The organism is Niallia sp. FSL W8-0951 (genome assembly GCF_038006525.1).
In the GTDB taxonomy this organism is placed as follows: Bacteria; Bacillota; Bacilli; order Bacillales; family Cytobacillaceae; genus Niallia; species Niallia circulans.
The window spans coordinates 1,012,243-1,033,660 of record NZ_JBBOVK010000001.1; the positions used below are offsets into that span (position 1 = coordinate 1,012,243).

A 21,418-nucleotide genomic window follows, 5' to 3' on the forward strand; every position below is an offset into this window, starting at 1 on the left:
TGTTTTCTATAGATTGCAATTTAGATCTTCTGGAACTTCAATTGATCGATGAATTTTATCTAATTTTTAAAGATGGACGGATTACCGACTATTATGCCGCAAAGGGACAAGAAGTGTTACATAATCTCATCGAACCAGACGAAGGTTCACATTTTCTAAGTGAAATTGCCTTGGTCTCTAATAAATCTCCACTTGCACATGCAGATACTCTTTTTTACAATAGCTTGTTTGCTGAAAATACGGCCAGTCCTATTGGAATCGGAAATGCATCGCCCTCCAATATTCAAAATGGCATTGGCCAATCTGAAGAAGAGTTGAAGGCAGAGGGGCTGAATACTTCACTTTTGTAAGTCAATGAGACCTTTGGTACCGAAGATATGAAAGTAGTGGGAATTAAAGAAGGTGGAACTAAAGTGCTGCTAATGAAGGATGGGAATATCCAAAATCTAATCCAAACTGGGCAGCTTTCTTACTATGGAGATTATGGGTTCTGTTTGTGAAAGAATGTACTTAAACAAAAGGGTGCATTTCTTATATAAAGGGAGGCCTTTTTCATGTGGTGCTAAAGTGGCAGTAAACTGTAATATGTAAGATCTTTCTTATGGTAGAAAAGGTCAGTTTAGTAAAAGATAGGATTAAACCGACAAAATGGTGCACATAATGTCGGACAGATACATTCAACTCCTGTTACTCTATTGATGAAAGGGGGTCATTTAATGGATTTGCTTAAGAACATGAATAATGCAATGAGGTATATTGAGGATAACCTCACGAACGAAATAGACTTTAAAATAGTGGCAAGAATTGCTCATTGCTCTGAATATCATTTTAAAAGAATGTTTTCGTTTCTGGCAGGTATAACATTATCAGAATACATTCGCCGTAGACGACTGAGTTTGGCAGCATTTGAGCTTACAAATAGTATTTTAAAGATAATTGATATTGCGGTTAAATATGGATACAATTCTCCAGACTCTTTTACTAGAGCTTTTCAAAATTTACATGGTGTAACACCATCAGAAGCAAGAAACAACGGACAGCAATTAAAGGCCTTTCCACCAATGACCTTCCAATTATCAATTAGGGGAGGAAATGAAATGAATTACCGAATTGAACACAAAAAGGCATTTAACATAGTTGGTATTATGAAAAGAGTTCCAATTATTTTTGAAGGGGAAAACCCAGAAATTACAGCAATGTGGAAATCTTTGGATATGGGAAAAATAGATCAATTAAAAAAACTCTCTAATGTTGAACCTAAAGGGATGATTCAAGCATCTACAAACTTTTCTGATGGACGTATGGAAGAAAAAGGAGAGCTTGATCAGTATATAGGAGTGGCAACAACAGAAGAATGTCCTGAAAACTTTTCAAAACTTGAAGTTCCTGCTTTAACCTGGGCGATATTTGAATCAACGGGACCTTTTCCTAGTACTTTACAGGAAACTTGGGGTAGGATTTTTTCTGAGTGGTTTCCATCTTCCAATTATCAAGTAACAGAAGGACCCGAAATCTTGTCGATTAAAACCCAAGATTTAACTTCACCATCTGTGAAAAGCGAAATTTGGATTCCAGTTTTAAGAAAATAATTTTAATTTTTAGATCAAAGAGCTGCTTATTGTCAGCTCTTTTTTCTTAAGAGATGGAATGATTGTGAATGTATTCACTTAAACGATAGGGTGAGATACTTCAACAAAGAGGTATCGCATTTCTTACTAAAGTAGGATAGTTGATCTAGAGTGAATATAATTATACATAATTTTTAGCAGAGGCTTTCTTTAAAGAAAGAGGGCCATATTCTATGTTGCTATAGTGGAAATCGCTGTGGTTAATTTGATGAACCTATAAAATAGTAGGTAAATTTAATAATTCCATACATCCTCTAGTGGCTATTTTCATATTAAATTTACTGGAGTTTATGCAATATCTTAGCGATATTCTTGTGTAGCTATAGGGGCAGGGCAGGTTGGCGCAAATAGAATTCAAGTTTAGCATAATCGCCTTCAAAATATATGCTAAACTTGAATAAAAGAAAATCAAAGGACTGATTCAATTAATGGATATTAGAAAACCTAATGATTTTGAACTAAAAAAGGTATTATCTCTTTCACCACAAGCTGTTTTTGATGGTACTTTAGGACAAGTGGAACCTACGAAGGAAAAAATTGACCAGCTTGTTAAACCACTTTTGGAAAACGGAAGCTATTATTTAATAGCAACAAAAAACAACAAAATAATGGGCTGGATTCTTATAGGGACAAGTAAAGACCAATTTACTGATAGGGTAATTGGATTTATTTACGAACTATTTGTTATAGAAGAATTTAGAGGGAAAGGGATCTCCAAACTGTTAATGAGAGCAGGTATTGACCATCTAAAACAAGATGGATATTCAGAAATCCGTCTAAGTGCATTTGCAGAGAATCATGCAATTAAACTGTATGAGAAATTGGGATTTAACACCAGGACTATTACTATGAGTTTACAGTTATAAGAGACTAACTTATTTCATTTCCGGTTGTTAATCCAATAGGTATTATTGCTGCTTTTAGACTTGGTATTAACGGGGCAGGTTAACAAAATTTGCATTCTTTGTGTAGATGAAACAATAGAAGAACCCTGGTTTGAACAACACATAAACTAGGGGTTCTTTGGTATAGATATAAATTCTCATTTACATTCTTTATGCTTCCTTCTTAAAGGTTCGACAAATAATGATTGATATAAGTAGTTAATTATTGCTACTGCAATGCTTAAAAAGAAAAGTTGTTTTCGGCTCATTCTTACCATTTTATATACTCTAAGCTTCTCGGCTATTGAAGTTAATGGATATGCAAATAAATAGTCAGCAATGACATTAGAAAATAGATATAGCCAAAATCTTTTGTAAGTTAATTTAAAAATCCAAAAGTTTAGGATTGTAAAAGGTCCAAATACAAAAGAGACATCCGTTGCTAATTTGGGGAATATAGGTTTTCTTACTTTCCACCATTTTAAATTTCGGGATAGCTCACTTATTAATGCAATAACCAAGTCGCTAAAAATAATAGTGGGGAGAAAGCGAAGAAAGCTAAATTTACCAAGTTTTCTTATAGTTAACCAAGGCAATACCAATAATAAATACATTTTCCAGTTTCCTTTCATAAACAACCTCCGAGAATATACGATCTATATGATAATCACTGGTATTTTCACCTAAAATAACTTCATATATTCAATTTATTCATCCTATAGTAAAAATTACTGTTATTTGCTTGATTATGCTTGTTATTGAATATAGTCGCCAGCATGTCAATAACCAATCTTTTTTCATAATCGGGGTATGTTTATTGAATAATACTATGGAAAATGAATCTACAGCTGCTGACAAGGCAGCTTTATTTAGTTATTATTTTCTTTAATCGTGACTTCCTTCCTTTTATCCAATTGTTCCTCTCCCCAATAGCAAATTGCATCTAATACAGGAATCAGTGACAACCCCTTTTCTGATAAACTATATTCTACTTTTGGCGGCACTTGAGGATATTCCATTCGAATAATTAGTTGATCACTCTCAAGTTCCTTTAGTGTATTGGTTAATGTTTTAAAAGAAATATTGCCAAGCTTCCGTTTCAACTGATTATATCGTATAGGGTTATTGTTTAAATATAACGCATATAAAACTGTCATTTTGTATTTTCCGCCAATTAATGACAAAGTATATCCAAAACCAGTATCCTTCAAATTCCCTTCAAATAGATAAGATTCTTTTTTCATTTAGCACTCTCCTTTAGGTTAGTATCATACTTTAATTACCGTACTTGTAAAAATATATAGCATACAATAAGATGAATGTACATCAAAATAATGAAAATAAGGGAGAAGGGTGAACTAGTAATGAAAACCATTGTCTATGCACATCCATGGGAAGGAAGCTATAATCATGCAATTTTAACTTCTATCACGAAACACTTAGAAGCTAAGAAAGAAACATTTCAAGTGATCGATCTATATAAAGATGGATTTAATCCCGTATTTACAGCAGAAGAATTGGCGCAATTTAATAGAGGAGAAACACCTTACGAATTAGTTAAGGACTATCAAAAAAAATTAAGTCAGACAACCGAGTTGATTTTTATATTTCCTGTCTGGTGGTGGGACTTACCTGCTATTCTAAAAGGATTTATTGATAAAGTGATGTTGAGTGGATTCGCATTCCTAGAGGATAAAACAACAAGTACTCTCAAAGGGCTATTGACAAATATAGAAAAAACAACTGTGATTTCAACTTCTACAACGGATAAAGATTATATTGAATCTGAAGGAGGCAATGCTATTCAAGGAGTTTTCATTAACCGAACTTTAGCTGACTTGGGAATTAAAAATGAATACACTAAATGGATTCATTTTTCTAGAGTCAACTTAACAACAGATGAGAAGAGAAAACAATTTTTAAGAGAAATAACCCAAGAAATTTAAAGTAGAATGAACGGAAAAGACGTTGTTTGTGAAGACATGTACTTAAACAAACGGGAGCGATACTTTTACAAAAAGGTATCGCATTTCTTTCTAAAGAGGTAGTTTGGTTTAATAAGGAGTATCGTCAGTTTTACGGGACTTTTAACTTTTAGTATAAAATGTTCTCCCACGATTTTTTGGATCGTTATCATTTTATTACGAAGTGTTGGATATATTTTGTAAAAATCATTATTATAAATTTAATCAATAGTATACTGAGAATCTTGTACAAAAAATATACATAGGAGTTAGGCGATGGAAAAGTGGGATTTGTATGATAAGCACCGTAATAAAATTGATAAACAAATAGCTCGTGGCGACGAAATGACTTCAGATGAGTTTCATTTAGTAGTACACGTATGTATATTTAACCCAAAAGGAGAGATGCTCATTCAGCAGCGTCAGCCCTTTAAGCAAGGATGGTCGAACCTTTGGGATATCACTTGTGGTGGTAGTGCGGTTGCAGGCGAAACAAGTCAGCAGGCTGCTTCAAGAGAGTTATTCGAGGAGCTGGGGATTCTTTATAACTTTGAACGGATACGCCCACGATTTACTATTAACTTTGAAAGAGGCTTTGATGATTATTATTTAATTGAATATGAATTAGATTTGAATGAATTGACATTACAGACTGAAGAGGTACAAGCAGTCAAATGGGCCTCTAAAGAAGAAATCTTAGAGCTAATCGAATTAAAAAAATTTATACCCTATTATGAGAGTATCATTGCTTTTCTTTTTGAGGGGCGACATCATTATGGCTCTGTTTGTCTTTAAATGAAACGTGTAAAGGATAAAAACATATAAAGATCTGGTGAGAACACAAAAAGATGATGTGAAGTATTGTCCTTAAAATAGTGCGTTAGTTTAAGAAAGCCCCTCTAATCAACTAACTTTGAGGGGCTCTTCATTTTTAGGAGGTTGACCAGTTCTTGGAGAAGACTCTTTATTCAAAGCCAACAATAATATCATTCCAATGATACAAGCTGTACCTACCCATTGAAATAAACCAAAGGCTTCTTTTAACCAAAAGACCGTTGTCAAAACAGCAGCTAGTGGCTCTATGCTTCCAAAAAGACTTGATTCTTTAGGTAGCAGACTTTGTAAACTTTCTATATAGAACCAAAATGCAATCATGGTACCAAATATGATAACGAAGACTAAATATAAATAAGCTTCTATCGTTAAGCTTTTAAGGTCCATTTGCCAAGGAGGATGGATAAAACTTAATGCAAAACCACCGATAATCATAGCCCATCCGACAATGACAAGTGAATGATATTGCTTCAGTAATGGAACTGCATAAAGAGTATAAAATGCTAATGCTATTCCTGATAAAACACCCCAAATGATTGAAAGTGCAGGTACAGATAATTGAGAGATTGAGCCGTTTGTTAATAAGAAAAAACAACCCAATAAGGCCAAAGAAACAGTCAACAAATCACTTCGTGTTAAAACCAATTGTTTGCGGAAAATTAAGTATACGATAATCATAACAGGCGCTAAATACTGTAATAGTGTTGCAACAGCAGCATTTCCATATTTAATGGAAGCCATATATGTGTATTGAACCGCAAGCATACCGAGTAACCCGAAGATAATTAAATGAATAGCTGTCCTTCGAGATTTCCAAACACCAAGTATTTGGGAACGATCTTTTCTGAAAAACTGAACTGCTAAGAGTAAAAATCCAGCTATAAGCAATCGGATTATTACCAACCAATCTAGATCGATTTGATACTGTTGAAAAAGCTTTTTTGCAACTGTACCACCGATCCCCCAAAATACTGCTCCCGTTATAACAAGAAATATGCCCTTTCGTCTATTCATCATAGATCCTCCACCCTTAAATATAAAAATAGTGTTATAATATTTAAATAATAAGTGGAAAACCTCTAAAATAATATCTGAATCGAATAAAAAAATATAAGTATATTGAGGTGATATATATGCAAATAAAAAAATTTATGGTTGATGAAAGTTTAAAAGAATTAACTGAACACCGTACAGTTGAGTTACCTATTGCTTGTTATGAAACTATCATTAACCAAAATATAAATGGATATGTACCACTTCATTGGCATGATGAATTTCAGTTTATCTTCATTGTAAAAGGAGAAGCAATTTTTCAAATAAATGAGGAGAATATTACAGTTCAAGAAAGTGAAGGGCTATTTATAAATAGTGGCTGCCTTCACATGGCAAAAGATAAGAATGAGTCGGGTTGTGTCTATATTTGTTTGAATGTTTCACCACACTTCATTTTATCTCAGGAACTTTATACAACCTATGTAAATCCCTATATTCAAGCAACTAATATACCTTATTTATTATTGGATCCAACGGAGCTTTGGGCGAAAAATATTTTAGCCTCTATCATGAAAATCAATCAGTTGATACAACAAAATCCACCATGCTATGAAATTGACATTACCGTACATCTTACTTTAATTTGGAAGAACCTAATAATAAATGGTATTCAATTAGAGTCCGAAGAGACGGAAATGTTAAAGAATAATCGAATGAAACAAATGCTAAATTGGATACACCTGCATTATGCTGAGAAAATCCTTTTAGACGATATTGCACGAGCTGGTCAATTAAGCCGTTCCGAATGCTGTCGATATTTTAAACGAATTTTAAAGAAAACACCTTTAAATTACGTAAACGATTATCGAATTCAAAAAAGTTTAATTTTATTACAACATCCAGATTCCAATGTTACAGATGTTACCTATCAAGTAGGGTTTAACAGTACAAGTTATTTCATCGATAAATTCCGAAAGTCTATGAACATGACACCATTAGCATACAAAAAATATAAGATTAGTTGTTCACTTGTGAAGTAGTACACTTAAACTATTTGGTGCGATACTTTTCCAAAAAGGTATTGATTTCTTTCTAAAGTAGGATGTTAGTTTGGTGGAAGAAGGAAATAAATACTTTATAGCGAAAGGTATTGTATTAAACTAAATTAGGGGTGTTCAAAATATTGATAAAATTCTTTGAATATAACTGGCAAGTAAGAGATGAATGGTTTGACTGGTGTAATCAATTAACAATTAAAGAGTTATTAAAAAATCGTATTGGCGGAGTAGGAAATATTTTATTTACACTTTTCCATATAATTGATGTGGAATATAGTTGGATTCGTGGTATTAAAGGGAAAGAGGATGTAGTATTTCAGTTTGATGACTATAATACACTTGAAAAGGTTAAAGCTCTTTCAGATAAATTACGGAAGGAAATCGCTGAATATTTGAGAAACATAGATGACTTGAAGGAACAGAGTGTCAGTGTCCCTTGGGATGAAAAGAAATACGCTGTAAATGATATAATTCACCATATTATTGCACACGAAATTCATCATATCGGACAACTTTCAGTTTGGTCGAGAGAATTGGGACTACAACCTCCGTCTTCTAGTTTTGTTGGCAGAGATCTAAAATTTGTTCATTTTTCTTGAACTATCAGGCACATTTTTTTCTTTTTGTTATTATCAGGAGCTGTATTTCTATAATAAATGTATTATGTGACAAACGGGATTAACTTAGGAAATTTAGTTATAAAGGAAAATGGAGAAGGAGGGAATTGTTATTTTCGGAATAAAAAATTACAATCCCAAATTGTATGAAGAATCGTTTGGAATCATAGCTGAATATAAATGTAAGCTGGAATCTCTGAAAGGGCAAACAATAGAAGAACTATGGGTGTCCTGGGATAGTATTAATGATGAATGGTTTAATGACCTGCCAGTAATATTAAAATTTAAAACTTGCCAGTTAGAACTATGTGCATACAAGACTAATCAATATGCTGTAACTTTTGACCACATTGACCTGTTACAAGAGATTAATTACTTTGGTAGAAAACTAGTTTGGAAAAAGAACAAATTGGTAGAGCTTAATAAATTTTTAAAGAAAGAAATAAATACTGTTGAAATTATTCAATGGATGGAACAATTGATTGGCGTCGGTTTTGAAACTAATGAAGGTTTTTTTGCAATATGTAATGGCTTAGATGAAAATGAAATTGTTACAAGAAAGCATATAGATCAGGATTATAATTATATCAATATATAGTTTGCTCAAAGGGTAACTTGCTTAATATAGGAAAAAAGAGGCAGCATGATTGGAATAAATTAAAGTAAGGGAAGAATTGTACTTAGACTAGGGGCATTGATCCAAGACGGATGAATGCTTTTTTATCCATTATGGTACTGAAGCGGCAGGCTGCTTGGTATTAAACTTATGAATACAAAAAAGGTGTGATCCATATGAAATTATACGATAAACCGATTAGAGCATATTTACACAACGAATTAAGTGCTATAGAGGAACATGACGGTGAACTCATTTATCATTTTGAAAAGGGGTACGTGACAGTTCTTGGTGAGTTTGAATGTGAGAAGTATGTTGGAGGAACAGCTTGTATTATTTTTAATCAAGAAGATGTTATATCTGTTGGAAAAGGAATGCTACGATTTATTGACAAAGGAGTCAATGAAAAAGAGGGAGCCTTTTTTTAATGACTAATAGATACTATGAAGCAACGGCACTCTTTCTTGATCTTGCTATAATGGCAGATTAGTCAGTAAAGAATTTATAAATATTGGTTTATTCTGCATTTTATAAGAAAATAAAATGATTATTGAGTTAATAGGGGGTAATTTATGAGTATTGAAATGATAAAAATTTACGATGAACAAAAAAATCCATTAGGCATAACTAGTCGTGATATCGTTCACCAAAAAGGTTACTGGCACGATACCTTTCATTGTTGGTTTTTAAAAAATGAAAATAATATAGATTATATATATTTTCAATTACGTAGTAAGGTTAAAAATGATTTTCCTAATTTATTGGATATTACGGCTGCTGGTCATATCTTGGCCAATGAAACTGTTGGAGAGGGTATTAGGGAAATAAAAGAAGAATTAGGCATGGATGTATCAATGGAAGATTTAGAATTAATAGGTGTTATAAAGGATTGTATTATTACTGAAAATTTTATTGATAAAGAATTTGGCAATGTATATATGTATAGAGTAAATGAAGAACCTGTATATAAACTTCAAAAAGAAGAAGTATCTGGCATTGTAAGAACCAAATTCAAAAATTTTTATGATTTTGTTTTTGAGAAGAGAACTGAAATTACTGTAAATGGTTTCATAATTAATACTTATGATGAAAAGTTAGAAATTACAAAAAGTGTTACAAAAGAAGATTTCGTACCACACTCTGGTTCATATTTGAAAGATGTTGTAACAATAATTAAGAATGTTATGGATTGCTAAAGAGAGGTATAGTTGTCAGGGATGCATTTCCTTAATAAATAAACAAATTTTATTTAAAAAGGCAACCAAGTTTGTAAAGAAATGTACTTCAACTAAAGGGGGCATTAGCTCGATAAAACGATGGTCAGTTTTTTGCGGACTTTCAACTCGAAGTAATAAATGTTCCTAATCGTCGTTATGGGAAAGTTACTTAACTTTATTCCAAATCTTTAAATATCTATTGTGAAATTCATTATGATAATCTGATTATATAGTATACTGGGAATCTTATTACAATAATATACATAAGGATTTTTGCAATGGAAAAGTGGGATTTATTTGATAAGTATCGTAATAAAATAGAGAAACAAATAGCTCAGGGAGGATGAAATGAAACCAGGAGAGTTCTATTTAATAGTACACATATGTATATTTAATTCAAAAGATTCAGCAACGTCAGCCCTTTAAGCAAGGGTGGTCGAACCTTTGGAATATCACTTGTGGTGGTAGTGCTGTTGCAGGTGATACAGTCAGCAGGCTGCTTCAAGCGAGCTATTCGAGGAATTGGGGAATTCATAATAACTTTGAAAGGATTCGTCTACAATTTACTATTAACTTTGAACATGGCTTTGATGATTATTATTTAATTGAATATGAATTAGATTTGAATGAATTGACAATACAGACTGAAGAGGTACAAGCAGTCAAATGGGCCTCTAAATAAGTACAAAGAACTTTTTAAGTTAGTAAATAATGTAGAAATCGATGAATGGATTCTCTATCCTATTAAAACCCAAATAAATTCTAAAAAAACATGGGACGATGTTGTTAGACAAAATAAGGAAGCAAGAGATGAAAGAATGTCTGAAGACCTTATTGCAATTGGTGATGATGGTTCGGGAGATCTACTGTGCTTTAAAAAAGTGAACAGAAAAATTGAAGATACCATTTTTCTCTGGAATCACGAAACAAGGGAATTAGACGAATATGCAGCTAGTTTAGAGGAGTTTATTAATTAAATATCTGAAGAAAATGATGAATTAAACAGTAACACCCTTATTCAACGAATGCTTTCGTTAAAGATGGAATGGCTGTGGCGCTCCCGTTTACTTCTTGTGCTAACTTGCAGTTTAATCGTTCATAGCTTTTTTTAGAGCCAGATATTATTCAAGAGAGACGAAACCGGCGCTCCCCTTTTGTTTAGGATAGAACCGGTTTAGGCATAATGAGTTTATAACTAGTCATAATGGATAACAATTTTAGATACCAGGAAAACCGTCTTTAAACATACATTCAACTTAGCTTTTTTCACTCTTTTTTTTACCTTTTTTCAAAAGCCATTTAATAAAAAAGTTTGGCTCTTTGATTCGACAGTTGTGAAAAGCAGAGATCTTCCATTCCCCATTTTGTTTGGCTATTACATTAGTATTGATAGATTCTCTTTTCTTATTATAATTTTTTTGGTTTGACATTTTTGTATTTCCTATACAGTGAACAATTGCTAGTTCATCATTTAGGAAACGAATGCTCGTAATTCGTCCTTGCATTTGTGATCCCTTTAAGACACCATTAAATAAATCCTGATGTGATCTCTCTACTTCTTTTTTTCCTTTTAAATGCTGTCCGAAAAAAGTAACATAGTCAACATCTTCCGTAAAGCAATTCGCAAATGCTTCGCCATCTCCATGACTCCATGCCGAAAACATTTCATTAAATAAAAAGTGTATGGCTTCTTTATCTGTTTTCCATTTTTGTGTCATTTGAATGTTCCTTTCTCTTATCGTTTTTTATGCTCATCTTAATCTGTTCTTTAAAATTAGTTGCCCATTGTTTTTCTAGATTCCATTGCTCTGCATTTAGGTGCATTAAACTTTCTATGGTCGTATAAAATGAGGTACGATGCATTGACTTAACATGCTCAGGATTTTCATCAAATTCTAATTGTTGGGCCTTGATATGATCAATTGCTGTTTGACAATATTTTATATAGTGATGAACCAAATAGAGTTGATCTTCTTCGTTTAGAAATTCAAAGTAGATGGCCTTTATGTGAAAAATTTTTTGGTAATTTCCAAGATTTTTTTTTGTATCCATCATCAACTCAAAAAAACGTGATTTACCTTTATTCGTTATTTCGAAAGTACGACTTGGCCGATCGGTAGGAAAAGGGACAGTGGCTGGATCAGATTCTTGAATCAGACCAGCTTTCTCTAATTTATTAAGCAATGTTGAAAGAGTTCCTCTGCTCACCTGCTCCCATGGACCAATGGTGTCATTTGATATTTTTGAGATAAGATATGCATGTAATGGAAATTTCATTAATAACGAAAGTACAAGAAGTTCATACATTCATTATCAAGCTCCCTTCTATAGTTTTGTTAAAACTAATTTAATAAAACTATATTCAATACTTTAACTTTTGTCAATGAAATATGAAAAAAGTACGTATTGCTTATTAAATAAACTGGCTCGTTTCTAATGTAAGAAGTTGTCTTTTTTATACTCTAAACAAAAGATTGTGAGGTTATTCACTTAAACTAACATGTGCTTTAAAGCTTGAAGTTAGATCCTACTTTTATAAAGCTGGATTTCAAAAATACATATTACAGACGCCTTTCTAGTCATGGCAGCTAATGTATCGTTCGTTGGATTGTACTTATTGTATTAATGCTTAAATCATTAAACGTCTAAACCTTGCTAAATAAGGATTAGACGTTTTCTTTATTATTCAATAATCTAGTTAATAGAAAAATGAACACTACTTCTTATATAATACTGTGCAATAGTTTAAATTAAATAGAGATTCTAGCTAGAGTTAGTACAAGCTGAATTATTTTTCCATTTTCCAGCATTGCATTAATTGGTGTATGCTTTCCTCGATTTTTTCTAATGGAATGCCTCCAAACCCTAACAGGAATGTTGGATACTTATATTCAATTGGTTTTATAAGATAATCGCTTAATGGATAAATGGAGATATGGCTTTTTGCTGCGATAGCTTTTAGCTCATTTTCACTTTTGGGCAAGGGTAGGGAAATTAAAATATGCATCCCGGCTTGATCTCCAGTGATGATGACTTCTGGATAATCTGTTTTAAAGATATGGATCAGTTTATCAAGTTTTTTACGATAAATTTTCCGCATACGATTTAAGTGTTTTGAAAAATAACCGTCTCTCATGAAGCTGGCTACTATATGCTGGTCAAACCTTGGTACAGTTGCCGAATAATAACTGAATGTTTCCTTATATTTCTTCAACAATGTAGAAGGCAAAAGAAAATAGGCCAATCGCAATGAAGGCATTAATGACTTGGTGAACGTACTTAGATAAATCACCTTATTGTTTTGGTCCATCCCGTGTAAGGCGGGAATGGGTTTACCAGTGTAACGAAACTCGCTGTCGTAATCGTCTTCAATAATGTAGCGATTTTTACTTTTGGCTGCCCACTGCATTAACTGTGTTCTCCTTGTGGCGGAAAGAACGGCACCTGTCGGAAATTGGTGAGAAGGTGTAACATAGACCACATTCGCCTTTGTTTTTTCCAGTTGATCCACCATCAATCCGTCTTCATCAACTGGAATAGGGATGGCTTTATTTTGCAGTTGAATTCTAGGGCTTGCTGAATAGCCAGGATTTTCAAGGGCTAAGGTTGAATCTTTTTCAAGCAACTTTAAAATCATAGGAAAGAGTTGTTCTGTTCCTGACCCAATCACAATTTGCTCTGGTTTACATATTATCCCACGCGATTGATATAGGTATTTGGCTATTTCCGCCCGTAAAGTGTATTCCCCTTGTGGTTCTCCAATCTGTAGCAACTCCTTTGACGGTGTATCATATAAATTTTTTGCATACTTTCTCCACTGGGAAAAAGGAAAGGAATCTGTGTCGATTTTTCCAGGATGAAAGTCAATTCGGATCATTTCTTTCTCTATATCCTCCATAGGCAACTCAACATTTTCTGTTTCAATATAAGGTAATTCGTTTATATCCTCTACAAAAAAACCAATCCGTGGTTTTGAGACAATAAATCCCTCTGCAACCAGCTGAGCATATGCCACTTCGATAGTTGTTTGGCTGATGTTTAAAAAATCGGCCAATTTTTTTTTGGAGGGGAGTTGCGTTCCAACTTCAATTTGTTGGCTTAAAATAGCAGATTTGATTCCCATATATAGCTGCTCATATAAGGGTTTTGTTGTGTTTTTATTCAATTCAAACATAAGCATATCCATTCGGGAAGTATCCTTTCTGACCACGTTATTTTTATAAAAATTGACACTTTTTATATTGTCAGATTTTATTATACTAGTAATCATGAAGAAGAGGATATTCTTTTTTTAAACTGAATAACAAATACTTGAAGGAAGAGGAGAATTTTGCATGTTTACGACAAAACAAAACAAAACGAGAATCCTAGTTCTCAATGCACTTTTTATTACTTTAACGTTTCTTGCTACAATGTTTATCAACATCAGGCTGCCACTGATGGGAAATGGGGGACTAATCCATTTGGGTAACGTGCCGTTTTTGATTGCTGCATTTCTTTTTGGCAAGAAATCTGGTGCGATTGTAGGCGCTTTTGGAATGGCTTTATTTGATATTATGTCAGGCTGGACATTATGGGCTCCATTTACATTTATAATTGTTGGTACTATGGGATATATAGCAGGACTTATTGCGGAGAAGATGCCTGGCAAAAAGTCTTTTGTATATATAATGGCAGTTGCTGTTGCCATGATCATCAAAGTTGTCGGCTACTATTTTACAGAAGTAATCCTTTATGGCAACTGGATCCAGCCATTCGGCTCCGTGCCAGGTAATATCATGCAACTTGTCATCGCCGGCATCATCGTCGTGCCACTTACAAAAGGGTTTGAACAACGAATTATTAAAAGTGTCCATTAAGAGTGCCTGGCACCACAAAAAGACAAAAGGGATTAAAATGTCCTTGCTGAGAGTACATTTTAATCCCTTTATTTAGTGTGCAACTAATCAATCAATTTGTTTACAAATTAAAAAAATTCATACAACCCTTCGTCAAAATATCGAAATTCATCCATGGTAATCTGATAATGTTTATAGCCTGCATAAAAGGCTTCTTTAAACCTGTTATTATGAACAAAGCTTCTAATGGCTAATGCTTCATCATAGCGGGGATCACCAACTGTCATGCCAGCGACATCAATGAACTTTGTTGCAGCGCCATTCTCAACAAGAACATTGTCTGTTGTGCAATCTCCATGTATAATCGTTTGGTTTATTGGCGCTGGCTTATTATTTTTCAACAAAGTGAGAAGGTCATTGGATCCTTCTGTCCATCCTTTTTTAACATAATACTCCGCTTTTAGGAGACGTTCAGATAGCCATTCACCTACATGATGAAATGGATCCATTATTTCTGTAGTATGCAGATTATGTAAAAGTTGACCAAAGCTTTGGATTAAAGCACATTTCTCTGTGTCTGTTTTTGCTTGGTTTAAAGCAGCTGTTAAGGTAATCCCTTGTTCATAGGACATGATCAAATGACTGCTGGCTTGTACCTTTATAAATCCATAGTAATACGGAACAGGAATAAATTCTTTCCCGATTAATTTTTCTAAAACACATGCTTCTGTCTGAAGCCAATCTCGATATTTTTCATCAAAAGCGCTTTTTAGTATGTAGGTGCCACTTCTGGCCAGCATTTGATACACGGTAGAAGTACTGCCTTGTTCAGCAACAAGAGAAATAGATAGAAGCGATCCAATTATTTTCTCTAACTGCTTTAGTGGTAATTCGTTCAATTCTTTCACCATCTTTCTATTATTCTATTTTTTTCATGGCCGAGAAAAGAGTAAAGAAAGAATCTTGATGAGATAGGTCAATAGAATAATTTATAATAATATTATTATGTTAACTAATGATTTTGGGACATTTTTTCAAGCATATCCTCTATAATGATAGAAGAGTGCAATAATTTATTGCTTTCGACTATTATCCTTTTTGCGATACATATTTAAAAGCAAATCATAGATAAGATAGACAATGACAAATACAATAAAAATGTTATACCAGATAGTATCAATGTTTGTTAAGATTAATAGAAGACCTAAACCAGTAATCAAAATTTTTATCAATACATGTAACTTATTCATCATGACTCACTCCTAACCATTTTTTAAATAAACGTAACCCCATTCAAACAAATTAATAGTAATAACTCTATCAAAGAAAAAACATAAAGAGCTAAAAATAAATCAAAGTAGAATTCTCCTATAGAAAAAAATCCGCTTTATCTGTTATCAATGCCTTAAATAGAAAGTATATAAGGGAAACTAAGGGAAATTAAGGTTCATTCCAAAAGAACGAAGTAACGGTACTATACCGTTAAGAAAAAGATAAGGACATTGCCGATAAGGCGCTAATTTGAATGACTCCTTTTTTTAAGAAACCAGAGATAATCCCAATGAGAGGAAGAAGCCATATGAGTATGATAGAAAGAGTATTGGAATAGAGACACGCATAAAAAATACAACGATAAAAGCCATCAGCGATATAATAAAAATAACAAAAGATCCAACACCAAAGAAATTCCGTTTTATATAATCTCTTATCCTTTTTTGTTTAATATTACCATATTGCAGCTTTAATAATAAAGAAAAGGAGTTTGATAGATAAATGCCTATTTACTTCACCAACCAAGAAATCGAAATGGTAAATCAATTAAATAAAACTGGCTATTTAACTGGAAAAGCAGAATTTGTGGATAAAGACTTTCTCCCTTCTTATAGATGGATGATAGAACAAATGGGTAAGAGGCTGAATCATAATGGCTCCTATCCTATTTGGCTGTGGACGACAAAACCAAATTTACAGTCGGAAGGACATTTTAATAAAGGAACAAAAGCTGTATGTTTAACAGTCGAGATACCAGAAAACCAAATTCTGTTTTCTGATTTTTCTGCTTGGCATTGTGTGCTAAATAACGGTTTTTGCCCTATGACTGAGGAGGAAGATACTTTATTCGACGATGGTAAATTAACTATTACAAAGGAGCAAAGCTGGGAAAGAATTTTCGATTTAGCAAAATTGCGTAATTCAGAAATATGGAATAACGGGGATCAAATAGTTCAAGGGGTGACACCTATAATTCAAAAAGAACAGATTGTAAATATAGAATATTTTATTGCAAAATAATAGATTTATTGAAATAATATCGTGAATGAAAAAGAGGAATTAGCTCCTTTCTATGGAATTTTTAAAATAATGTCATAGATTAGGAGAAAAAGATGAAAAATATATTAGTGCTAGGCGGCACGCGTTTTTTTGGAAGGAAGCTTGTGGAATTGCTGCTGAAAGAGGGACACCGTGTTACGATTATGACTCGAGGGACAGTAAGTCATCCATTTGACAACGAAGTGAAACATATTATCGCTGATCGTTCTAAAAAGGAACAATTACAACATCATTTCGCAGATCAAACCTTTGATATTGTTTATGACAATATCTGTTATACACCTAATGAAGCAAAAGACTTTTGTGATGTATTTAATGGGAAAATAGGAAAGCTTGTGTTTACTTCCTCTTTATCTACTTATCCTGTTGATGGAAACGAAAAAAGAGAGGCAGATTTTCATCCATACAACTATCCAATACAACTAGATAAGAGCGAATTTGTTTATGATGAAGGAAAGCGGCAGGCAGAAGCAGCATTTTTCCAGTATGCAGATTTCCCCGTTGTAGCGGTAAGATTTCCAATTGTGTTAGGGGAAGATGATTACACGCGCCGGCTGCATTTTCATGTTGAGCGAATTCAACAGGATAGAACGATCGGCTTTGTTAATATGGAGGCAGAAATGTCCTTTATTCTTGCTTCGGAAGCGGCCGCATTTTTAATGTGGGCAGGTTTTTCAGAGGTGGAAGGGCCATTTAATGCGACAGCAAATGGGAAAATTACAATGAAAAAATTAATCCAAATAATCGAAAAGATTACAGGACATACTGCAAAAATTACCCTTGACGGAGATGAAGAAGATTTCTCTCCGTATGCCATTCCTGCATCATGGTATATGAATACGGAAAAGGCAGAAAAAGCAGGATTTACGTTTACGAATCTGGATGATTGGCTGCCAGCTTTGATTAAGAAGATTGCAAAAGATAATAAAAAATAATCTGTATTACTGAGATTTTAAGATAAAAATGTAACGAAGAAGAAATCCCCCGAGAATTAGACCATATTTAGTGTATGTCTTATTCTCTGGGGATGTTTTTGTGGAAAGGAGAAGTATAGTCTTAGAAAGAGAAAAGAAACTAAAGGAAGATACCTATTATACAAATGTTTTGTCAGATGGATAACAACGGAATTATCATTAACAAAAAAATTAGTTGATATGATAAGTCGTATACAAAAGAATAAATAGCTCTACAAAGCAATTTTCGGGAGACTGGCAGTTGTTTTATTAACGAAAGAATAGATGTTGATTATTTATAACACTTCCCTCATCTGTAAAATTCAATTAAATACAAATTGACATATCGTATTCTTTAGATATAATAAAAAACATGAAACCTATTGAAATCTTTAAAGCCTTATCAAATGAATCAAGGCTGCAAATTTTACACTGGCTAAAAGAACCTGAACGTCATTTTGTACCTCATGAAGGGATTGATATGAGAAAAACAGGGGTATGCGTTAGTCAAATAACAGAGCAATTAAAAATGACGCAATCAACAGCTTCTCAATACCTAAATATACTTTTGCGAGCTGGGCTGATTAAGACAGAGCGTATTGGAAAGTATACGTATTACAAAAGAGATGAAGAAGCAATAAAAAATATTGCAGCTATTTTGGAGCAAGAGATCTAAAGTAAATGTAACTGAATTCTCTCTAAGAATTCAGCTTTATTTACACCTAACATATCGATATATCACGATATGTTTATATTTATCATTTACATATCGTCTTTTCTAGATATGTAAATATAATATGCGAAGGAGAGATTATTTTGTCTAACACATTTAAAATTTATATTTTAGCACTTATTAGTTTTTTAGTTGGAACATCGGAGTATATTATCTCTGGTGTATTGGATAACATTGCAGATTCACTAGGAATCACTTTGGCGGCTGCAGGACAATTAATAACGATATTCTCGCTTGTCTATGCAATCTTTACACCCATTCTTATGGCACTAACATCAGGCATGGATAGACGAAAGCTTATGATTGTATCACTGGGCTTGTTTGTGATAGCAAACATATTTGCATTCTTATTGCCAGGTTACACCTTATTTGTTTTCTCAAGAATTATAATGGCACTAGGCGCTGGAATGGTCGTCGTTACAGCTCTGACTATCGCGGCAAAAATAGCACCTGAAGGTAAACAAGGTAGTGCAATAGCTACTGTAGTGATGGGATTTACAGCATCTTTAATCATTGGTGTTCCACTAGGACGAATTATTACAGATGCATTCAACTGGAAAGCAGTATTTGGCGGAATTGCGTTCCTTGGGTTATTAGCAATGATCATCATCTCATTCGTAATACCGTCAACAAAAGGAGATGAATCGGTTCCGTTGAGACAACAACTTGCTCTCCTAAAGGATCGAAAAGTAGCGATTGGTTTATCCATCACCTTTTTCTGGCTTGGCGGGTATTCAGTTGCTTACACATACTTATCTCCTTATCTTTTGAACATCTCAGGTATCCATGAAAAATTATTAAGTGGAGTTCTGCTTATATTCGGTGTTGCTAGTTTATTCGGCTCAAAATTCGGTGGTTTTAGCACAGACAAATGGGGTGTGTCACGTACATTAATAGGTTCGATGATTCTGCACATTGTCATGCTTATTCTTTTATCATTAATCACTCACACTTATGTTGGTGTTGTAATCATACTAATATTGTGGTCCTTTGCTGCGTGGACATCAGCTCCAGCACAACAGTTCAATTTGGCAACCATAAAACCAGAATCATCCGGAGTACTTCTAGGACTAAACCAGTCAATGATGCAATTATCGATGGCTGCAGGGGCAGGAATTGGTGGGATATTTGTAGAAAAGGTATCGCTAGGTTCCATCACCTGGGTAGGAGTACTTGGATTAGCTATAGCTATTTTTATGGTATTAAAGTCTTCTCGTGGCAACTTACATAAATAGTTGAAAACAAGGTAAAAGGAACAAAAGATTTCAAGTATAATAGGTTTCTCTCTAAGTTGTTAATACTAAATGGAAAGTTTTTAAAAGGTTGCTGGTGGATTATAACGGGTTCTTTTTTGGAGTATAGAGAAAACAATCCAATTAGATATGTAATTAACATGAAAACGACCAGATTTTTGTCTGGCCGTTTTTCATATCCTTATTTCTTAAAGTAAATACACTAATCATAAGAAATAAAAATCGTATAGTAACGACTAATAAAAAACTTTATGACCATTCTTTCTGCTTATAATATTGGCGTATTTTGCAAGTGGTTTGTCACAGTTCGCTAGTTACAAGACTCTATTGGAGAGGTATTATTAAACAGTACCATTTGTAAAAAAGGACATAATTACATTTAAAATTAGTAATGTAAATAGAGAAAGGAGGACCATATATATGACGTTTTATGCCTCTGACCGTATTAAAATTCCGGCAGGATTTTGGACAGGATTACGTCAATTGGGGATAGACGCCATCGACATGGTTGGAAAAGCACAATTGCCAATCACCATTGTTTCTGATCCAGTTGTCACCACAGCCCAATATTTTGCGATTTGGCAGGCTTATTCCGATCTCGTTGACGACACTGCGAAAGGAATCATCAAGCTTGCGACATCCTTTGAAACAGATCATTTCCCTCCGACTGTCTTAGCAACTTACCATGCTCGTGACTACCGTGATGCCTTAAAGCGGATGGCTAGGTACAAACAACTGTGCCCTCCTGAAAGCTTACATATTACCGAGGAAGGGGAACACTGTACAATTGAAATAAAATCATTGCATAGTGAACATCCCGGTCTGACCATATTAATTGGTATTACGATGGCATTTCTTCTCGAACTGGGACGTCGGGGTACAGGTCAACCTTTGACAGCAAGATTCGTAGAATTTTCTACCCATTCAATTGGCGACCTACAGTTACTTGAAGATTACTTTGGCTGCCGAATTCAGCTCGGTACAAATTGTAACAGGTTAACTATACATCGAGCAGATCTGAATCGTCCCTTTGTCTCATACAATGCAGAATTGCTAGAAATATTGACTCCCGTACTGGAACAGTCGTTGAATGAGCAAGTACGCAGACCTTCTATTACTGAGACAGTCAAGTGGATCATGAAACGCAGCCTAACAGGAGGTCGCCCTGATATTCCGGCTATTGCGAGCGAGTTAGGGTTAAGCGATCGTACTTTGCAGCGGCGGCTTACGGAAGAAGGCACGAGCTTCAAGCATTTGTTAACAAAAGTTCGACATGAGCAGGCAAAAGAGTACCTGGCAGACCCCTCACTTGATATTAAAGAGGTCGCCTTTTTAATTGGATATGAAGATCAAAGCTCGTTCTATCGAGCCTTTCATCTTTGGGAAGGTACTACTCCTTTAAAATGGCGCACTGAATATCTCGGTTTAAACTTGATTAAATGATCGTTTACTTTTGGAACTGTATTATCAGTCGGATAATTATTAATAACTACAAAATA

Annotated in this window: 24 protein-coding genes and 1 pseudogene; 17 read left to right on the forward strand and 8 right to left on the reverse strand. The window is 33.9% G+C overall.

Going from position 1 to position 21,418, the window contains the following annotated elements; genetic code table 11:
* Positions 1–41 precede the first annotated feature (41 nt).
* From NSS71_RS04615 to NSS71_RS04625, 3 genes are all read left to right on the forward strand, one after another.
* Complete coding sequence (locus tag NSS71_RS04615; protein WP_341151321.1) at positions 42–350, forward strand: aminopeptidase; 309 nt, start codon at positions 42–44, stop codon at positions 348–350.
* Positions 351–716: 366 nt separating this feature from the next.
* Positions 717–1,589 (forward strand): AraC family transcriptional regulator, encoded by an 873-nt coding sequence (locus tag NSS71_RS04620; RefSeq protein ID WP_341151322.1) that lies wholly within the window; start codon positions 717–719, stop codon positions 1,587–1,589.
* Positions 1,590–2,056: 467 nt separating this feature from the next.
* Positions 2,057–2,494: a GNAT family N-acetyltransferase gene (locus tag NSS71_RS04625; RefSeq protein ID WP_047940177.1), complete on the forward strand. Its 438-nt coding sequence runs from the start codon at positions 2,057–2,059 to the stop codon at positions 2,492–2,494.
* Positions 2,495–2,670: 176 nt separating this feature from the next.
* On the opposite strand, the gene NSS71_RS04630 is transcribed toward NSS71_RS04625, so the two are convergent.
* Together NSS71_RS04630 and NSS71_RS04635 are read right to left on the reverse strand one after the other, a co-directional pair.
* On the reverse strand, positions 2,671–3,144 hold the full coding sequence (locus NSS71_RS04630; protein WP_061800968.1) for a hypothetical protein: 474 nt from the start codon (positions 3,142–3,144) through the stop codon (positions 2,671–2,673).
* 237 nt (positions 3,145–3,381) lie between these two features.
* On the reverse strand, positions 3,382–3,756 hold the full coding sequence (locus NSS71_RS04635) for a winged helix-turn-helix transcriptional regulator (RefSeq protein WP_061800967.1): 375 nt from the start codon (positions 3,754–3,756) through the stop codon (positions 3,382–3,384).
* 120 nt (positions 3,757–3,876) lie between these two features.
* Between NSS71_RS04635 and NSS71_RS04640 the strand changes: the two genes are divergently transcribed.
* Together NSS71_RS04640 and NSS71_RS04645 are read left to right on the forward strand one after the other, a co-directional pair.
* Complete coding sequence (locus tag NSS71_RS04640; RefSeq protein ID WP_341151323.1) at positions 3,877–4,458, forward strand: NAD(P)H-dependent oxidoreductase; 582 nt, start codon at positions 3,877–3,879, stop codon at positions 4,456–4,458.
* Positions 4,459–4,752: 294 nt separating this feature from the next.
* Positions 4,753–5,271, forward strand: coding sequence for an NUDIX hydrolase (locus tag NSS71_RS04645; protein ID WP_047940181.1), 519 nt, complete (start codon positions 4,753–4,755; stop codon positions 5,269–5,271).
* Positions 5,272–5,379: 108 nt separating this feature from the next.
* Here NSS71_RS04645 and NSS71_RS04650 read toward each other — a convergent pair whose 3' ends face one another.
* A complete protein-coding gene (locus tag NSS71_RS04650) occupies positions 5,380–6,324 on the reverse strand; it encodes an EamA family transporter (protein ID WP_095321368.1) in 945 nt (314 codons plus the stop codon).
* A gap of 119 nt (positions 6,325–6,443) precedes the next feature.
* On the opposite strand from NSS71_RS04650, the gene NSS71_RS04655 reads away from it, so the two are divergent.
* The 6 genes and pseudogenes from NSS71_RS04655 to NSS71_RS04680 all read left to right on the forward strand — a co-directional run.
* Complete coding sequence (locus tag NSS71_RS04655) at positions 6,444–7,343, forward strand: AraC family transcriptional regulator (RefSeq protein WP_047940183.1); 900 nt, start codon at positions 6,444–6,446, stop codon at positions 7,341–7,343.
* 143 nt (positions 7,344–7,486) lie between these two features.
* Positions 7,487–7,960 (forward strand): DinB family protein, encoded by a 474-nt coding sequence (locus NSS71_RS04660; RefSeq protein WP_144545915.1) that lies wholly within the window; start codon positions 7,487–7,489, stop codon positions 7,958–7,960.
* Positions 7,961–8,069: 109 nt separating this feature from the next.
* Positions 8,070–8,576, forward strand: coding sequence for a hypothetical protein (locus tag NSS71_RS04665; RefSeq protein WP_061800561.1), 507 nt, complete (start codon positions 8,070–8,072; stop codon positions 8,574–8,576).
* A 194-nt stretch (positions 8,577–8,770) separates the two neighbouring features.
* Positions 8,771–9,022 carry a hypothetical protein gene (locus NSS71_RS04670; RefSeq protein ID WP_047940185.1) on the forward strand — a complete coding sequence of 84 codons (252 nt, stop codon included), beginning with the start codon at positions 8,771–8,773 and terminating at the stop codon, positions 9,020–9,022.
* Between the two features lie 144 nt (positions 9,023–9,166).
* Positions 9,167–9,790 (forward strand): NUDIX hydrolase, encoded by a 624-nt coding sequence (locus tag NSS71_RS04675; RefSeq protein ID WP_047940186.1) that lies wholly within the window; start codon positions 9,167–9,169, stop codon positions 9,788–9,790.
* Between the two features lie 701 nt (positions 9,791–10,491).
* Positions 10,492–10,788: pseudogene (locus NSS71_RS04680) on the forward strand (SMI1/KNR4 family protein); the annotation flags it as partial.
* A gap of 279 nt (positions 10,789–11,067) precedes the next feature.
* Here NSS71_RS04680 and NSS71_RS04685 read toward each other — a convergent pair.
* The 3 genes from NSS71_RS04685 to pdxR all read right to left on the reverse strand — a co-directional run bounded on the left by NSS71_RS04685 (position 11,068) and on the right by pdxR (position 13,997).
* The gene (locus NSS71_RS04685) at positions 11,068–11,529 is read right to left on the reverse strand and encodes an SgcJ/EcaC family oxidoreductase (RefSeq protein WP_047940188.1); all 462 of its coding nucleotides are present in this window, start codon (positions 11,527–11,529) and stop codon (positions 11,068–11,070) included.
* Complete coding sequence (locus tag NSS71_RS04690; protein WP_053215551.1) at positions 11,504–12,118, reverse strand: PadR family transcriptional regulator; 615 nt, start codon at positions 12,116–12,118, stop codon at positions 11,504–11,506. Before NSS71_RS04690 ends, NSS71_RS04685 begins: the two co-directional genes overlap by 26 nt.
* A gap of 481 nt (positions 12,119–12,599) precedes the next feature.
* Positions 12,600–13,997: a MocR-like pyridoxine biosynthesis transcription factor PdxR gene (gene pdxR / locus NSS71_RS04695; RefSeq protein WP_341151324.1), complete on the reverse strand. Its 1,398-nt coding sequence runs from the start codon at positions 13,995–13,997 to the stop codon at positions 12,600–12,602.
* Between the two features lie 148 nt (positions 13,998–14,145).
* On the opposite strand from pdxR, the gene NSS71_RS04700 reads away from it, so the two are divergent.
* Positions 14,146–14,670 (forward strand): ECF transporter S component, encoded by a 525-nt coding sequence (locus NSS71_RS04700; RefSeq protein ID WP_047940189.1) that lies wholly within the window; start codon positions 14,146–14,148, stop codon positions 14,668–14,670.
* Between the two features lie 107 nt (positions 14,671–14,777).
* Here the strand turns inward: NSS71_RS04700 and NSS71_RS04705 are convergent, their stop codons facing one another.
* Both NSS71_RS04705 and NSS71_RS04710 read right to left on the reverse strand, forming a co-directional pair.
* On the reverse strand, positions 14,778–15,548 hold the full coding sequence (locus NSS71_RS04705; protein ID WP_445668925.1) for a phosphotransferase: 771 nt from the start codon (positions 15,546–15,548) through the stop codon (positions 14,778–14,780).
* Between the two features lie 174 nt (positions 15,549–15,722).
* Positions 15,723–15,902, reverse strand: coding sequence for a hypothetical protein (locus NSS71_RS04710; RefSeq protein WP_341151325.1), 180 nt, complete (start codon positions 15,900–15,902; stop codon positions 15,723–15,725).
* A 520-nt stretch (positions 15,903–16,422) separates the two neighbouring features.
* Between NSS71_RS04710 and NSS71_RS04715 the strand changes: the two genes are divergently transcribed.
* The 5 genes from NSS71_RS04715 to NSS71_RS04735 all read left to right on the forward strand — a co-directional run bounded on the left by NSS71_RS04715 (position 16,423) and on the right by NSS71_RS04735 (position 21,362).
* On the forward strand, positions 16,423–16,941 hold the full coding sequence (locus NSS71_RS04715; protein WP_341151326.1) for a DUF3841 domain-containing protein: 519 nt from the start codon (positions 16,423–16,425) through the stop codon (positions 16,939–16,941).
* Between the two features lie 92 nt (positions 16,942–17,033).
* The gene (locus NSS71_RS04720; RefSeq protein WP_144581307.1) at positions 17,034–17,915 is read left to right on the forward strand and encodes an NAD-dependent epimerase/dehydratase family protein; all 882 of its coding nucleotides are present in this window, start codon (positions 17,034–17,036) and stop codon (positions 17,913–17,915) included.
* Positions 17,916–18,306: 391 nt separating this feature from the next.
* Complete coding sequence (locus NSS71_RS04725; protein ID WP_047940192.1) at positions 18,307–18,609, forward strand: ArsR/SmtB family transcription factor; 303 nt, start codon at positions 18,307–18,309, stop codon at positions 18,607–18,609.
* Between the two features lie 140 nt (positions 18,610–18,749).
* Positions 18,750–19,901: an MFS transporter gene (locus NSS71_RS04730; protein ID WP_061800557.1), complete on the forward strand. Its 1,152-nt coding sequence runs from the start codon at positions 18,750–18,752 to the stop codon at positions 19,899–19,901.
* A 438-nt stretch (positions 19,902–20,339) separates the two neighbouring features.
* Positions 20,340–21,362: a helix-turn-helix transcriptional regulator gene (locus NSS71_RS04735; RefSeq protein ID WP_341151327.1), complete on the forward strand. Its 1,023-nt coding sequence runs from the start codon at positions 20,340–20,342 to the stop codon at positions 21,360–21,362.
* Positions 21,363–21,418: the final 56 nt, after the last annotated feature.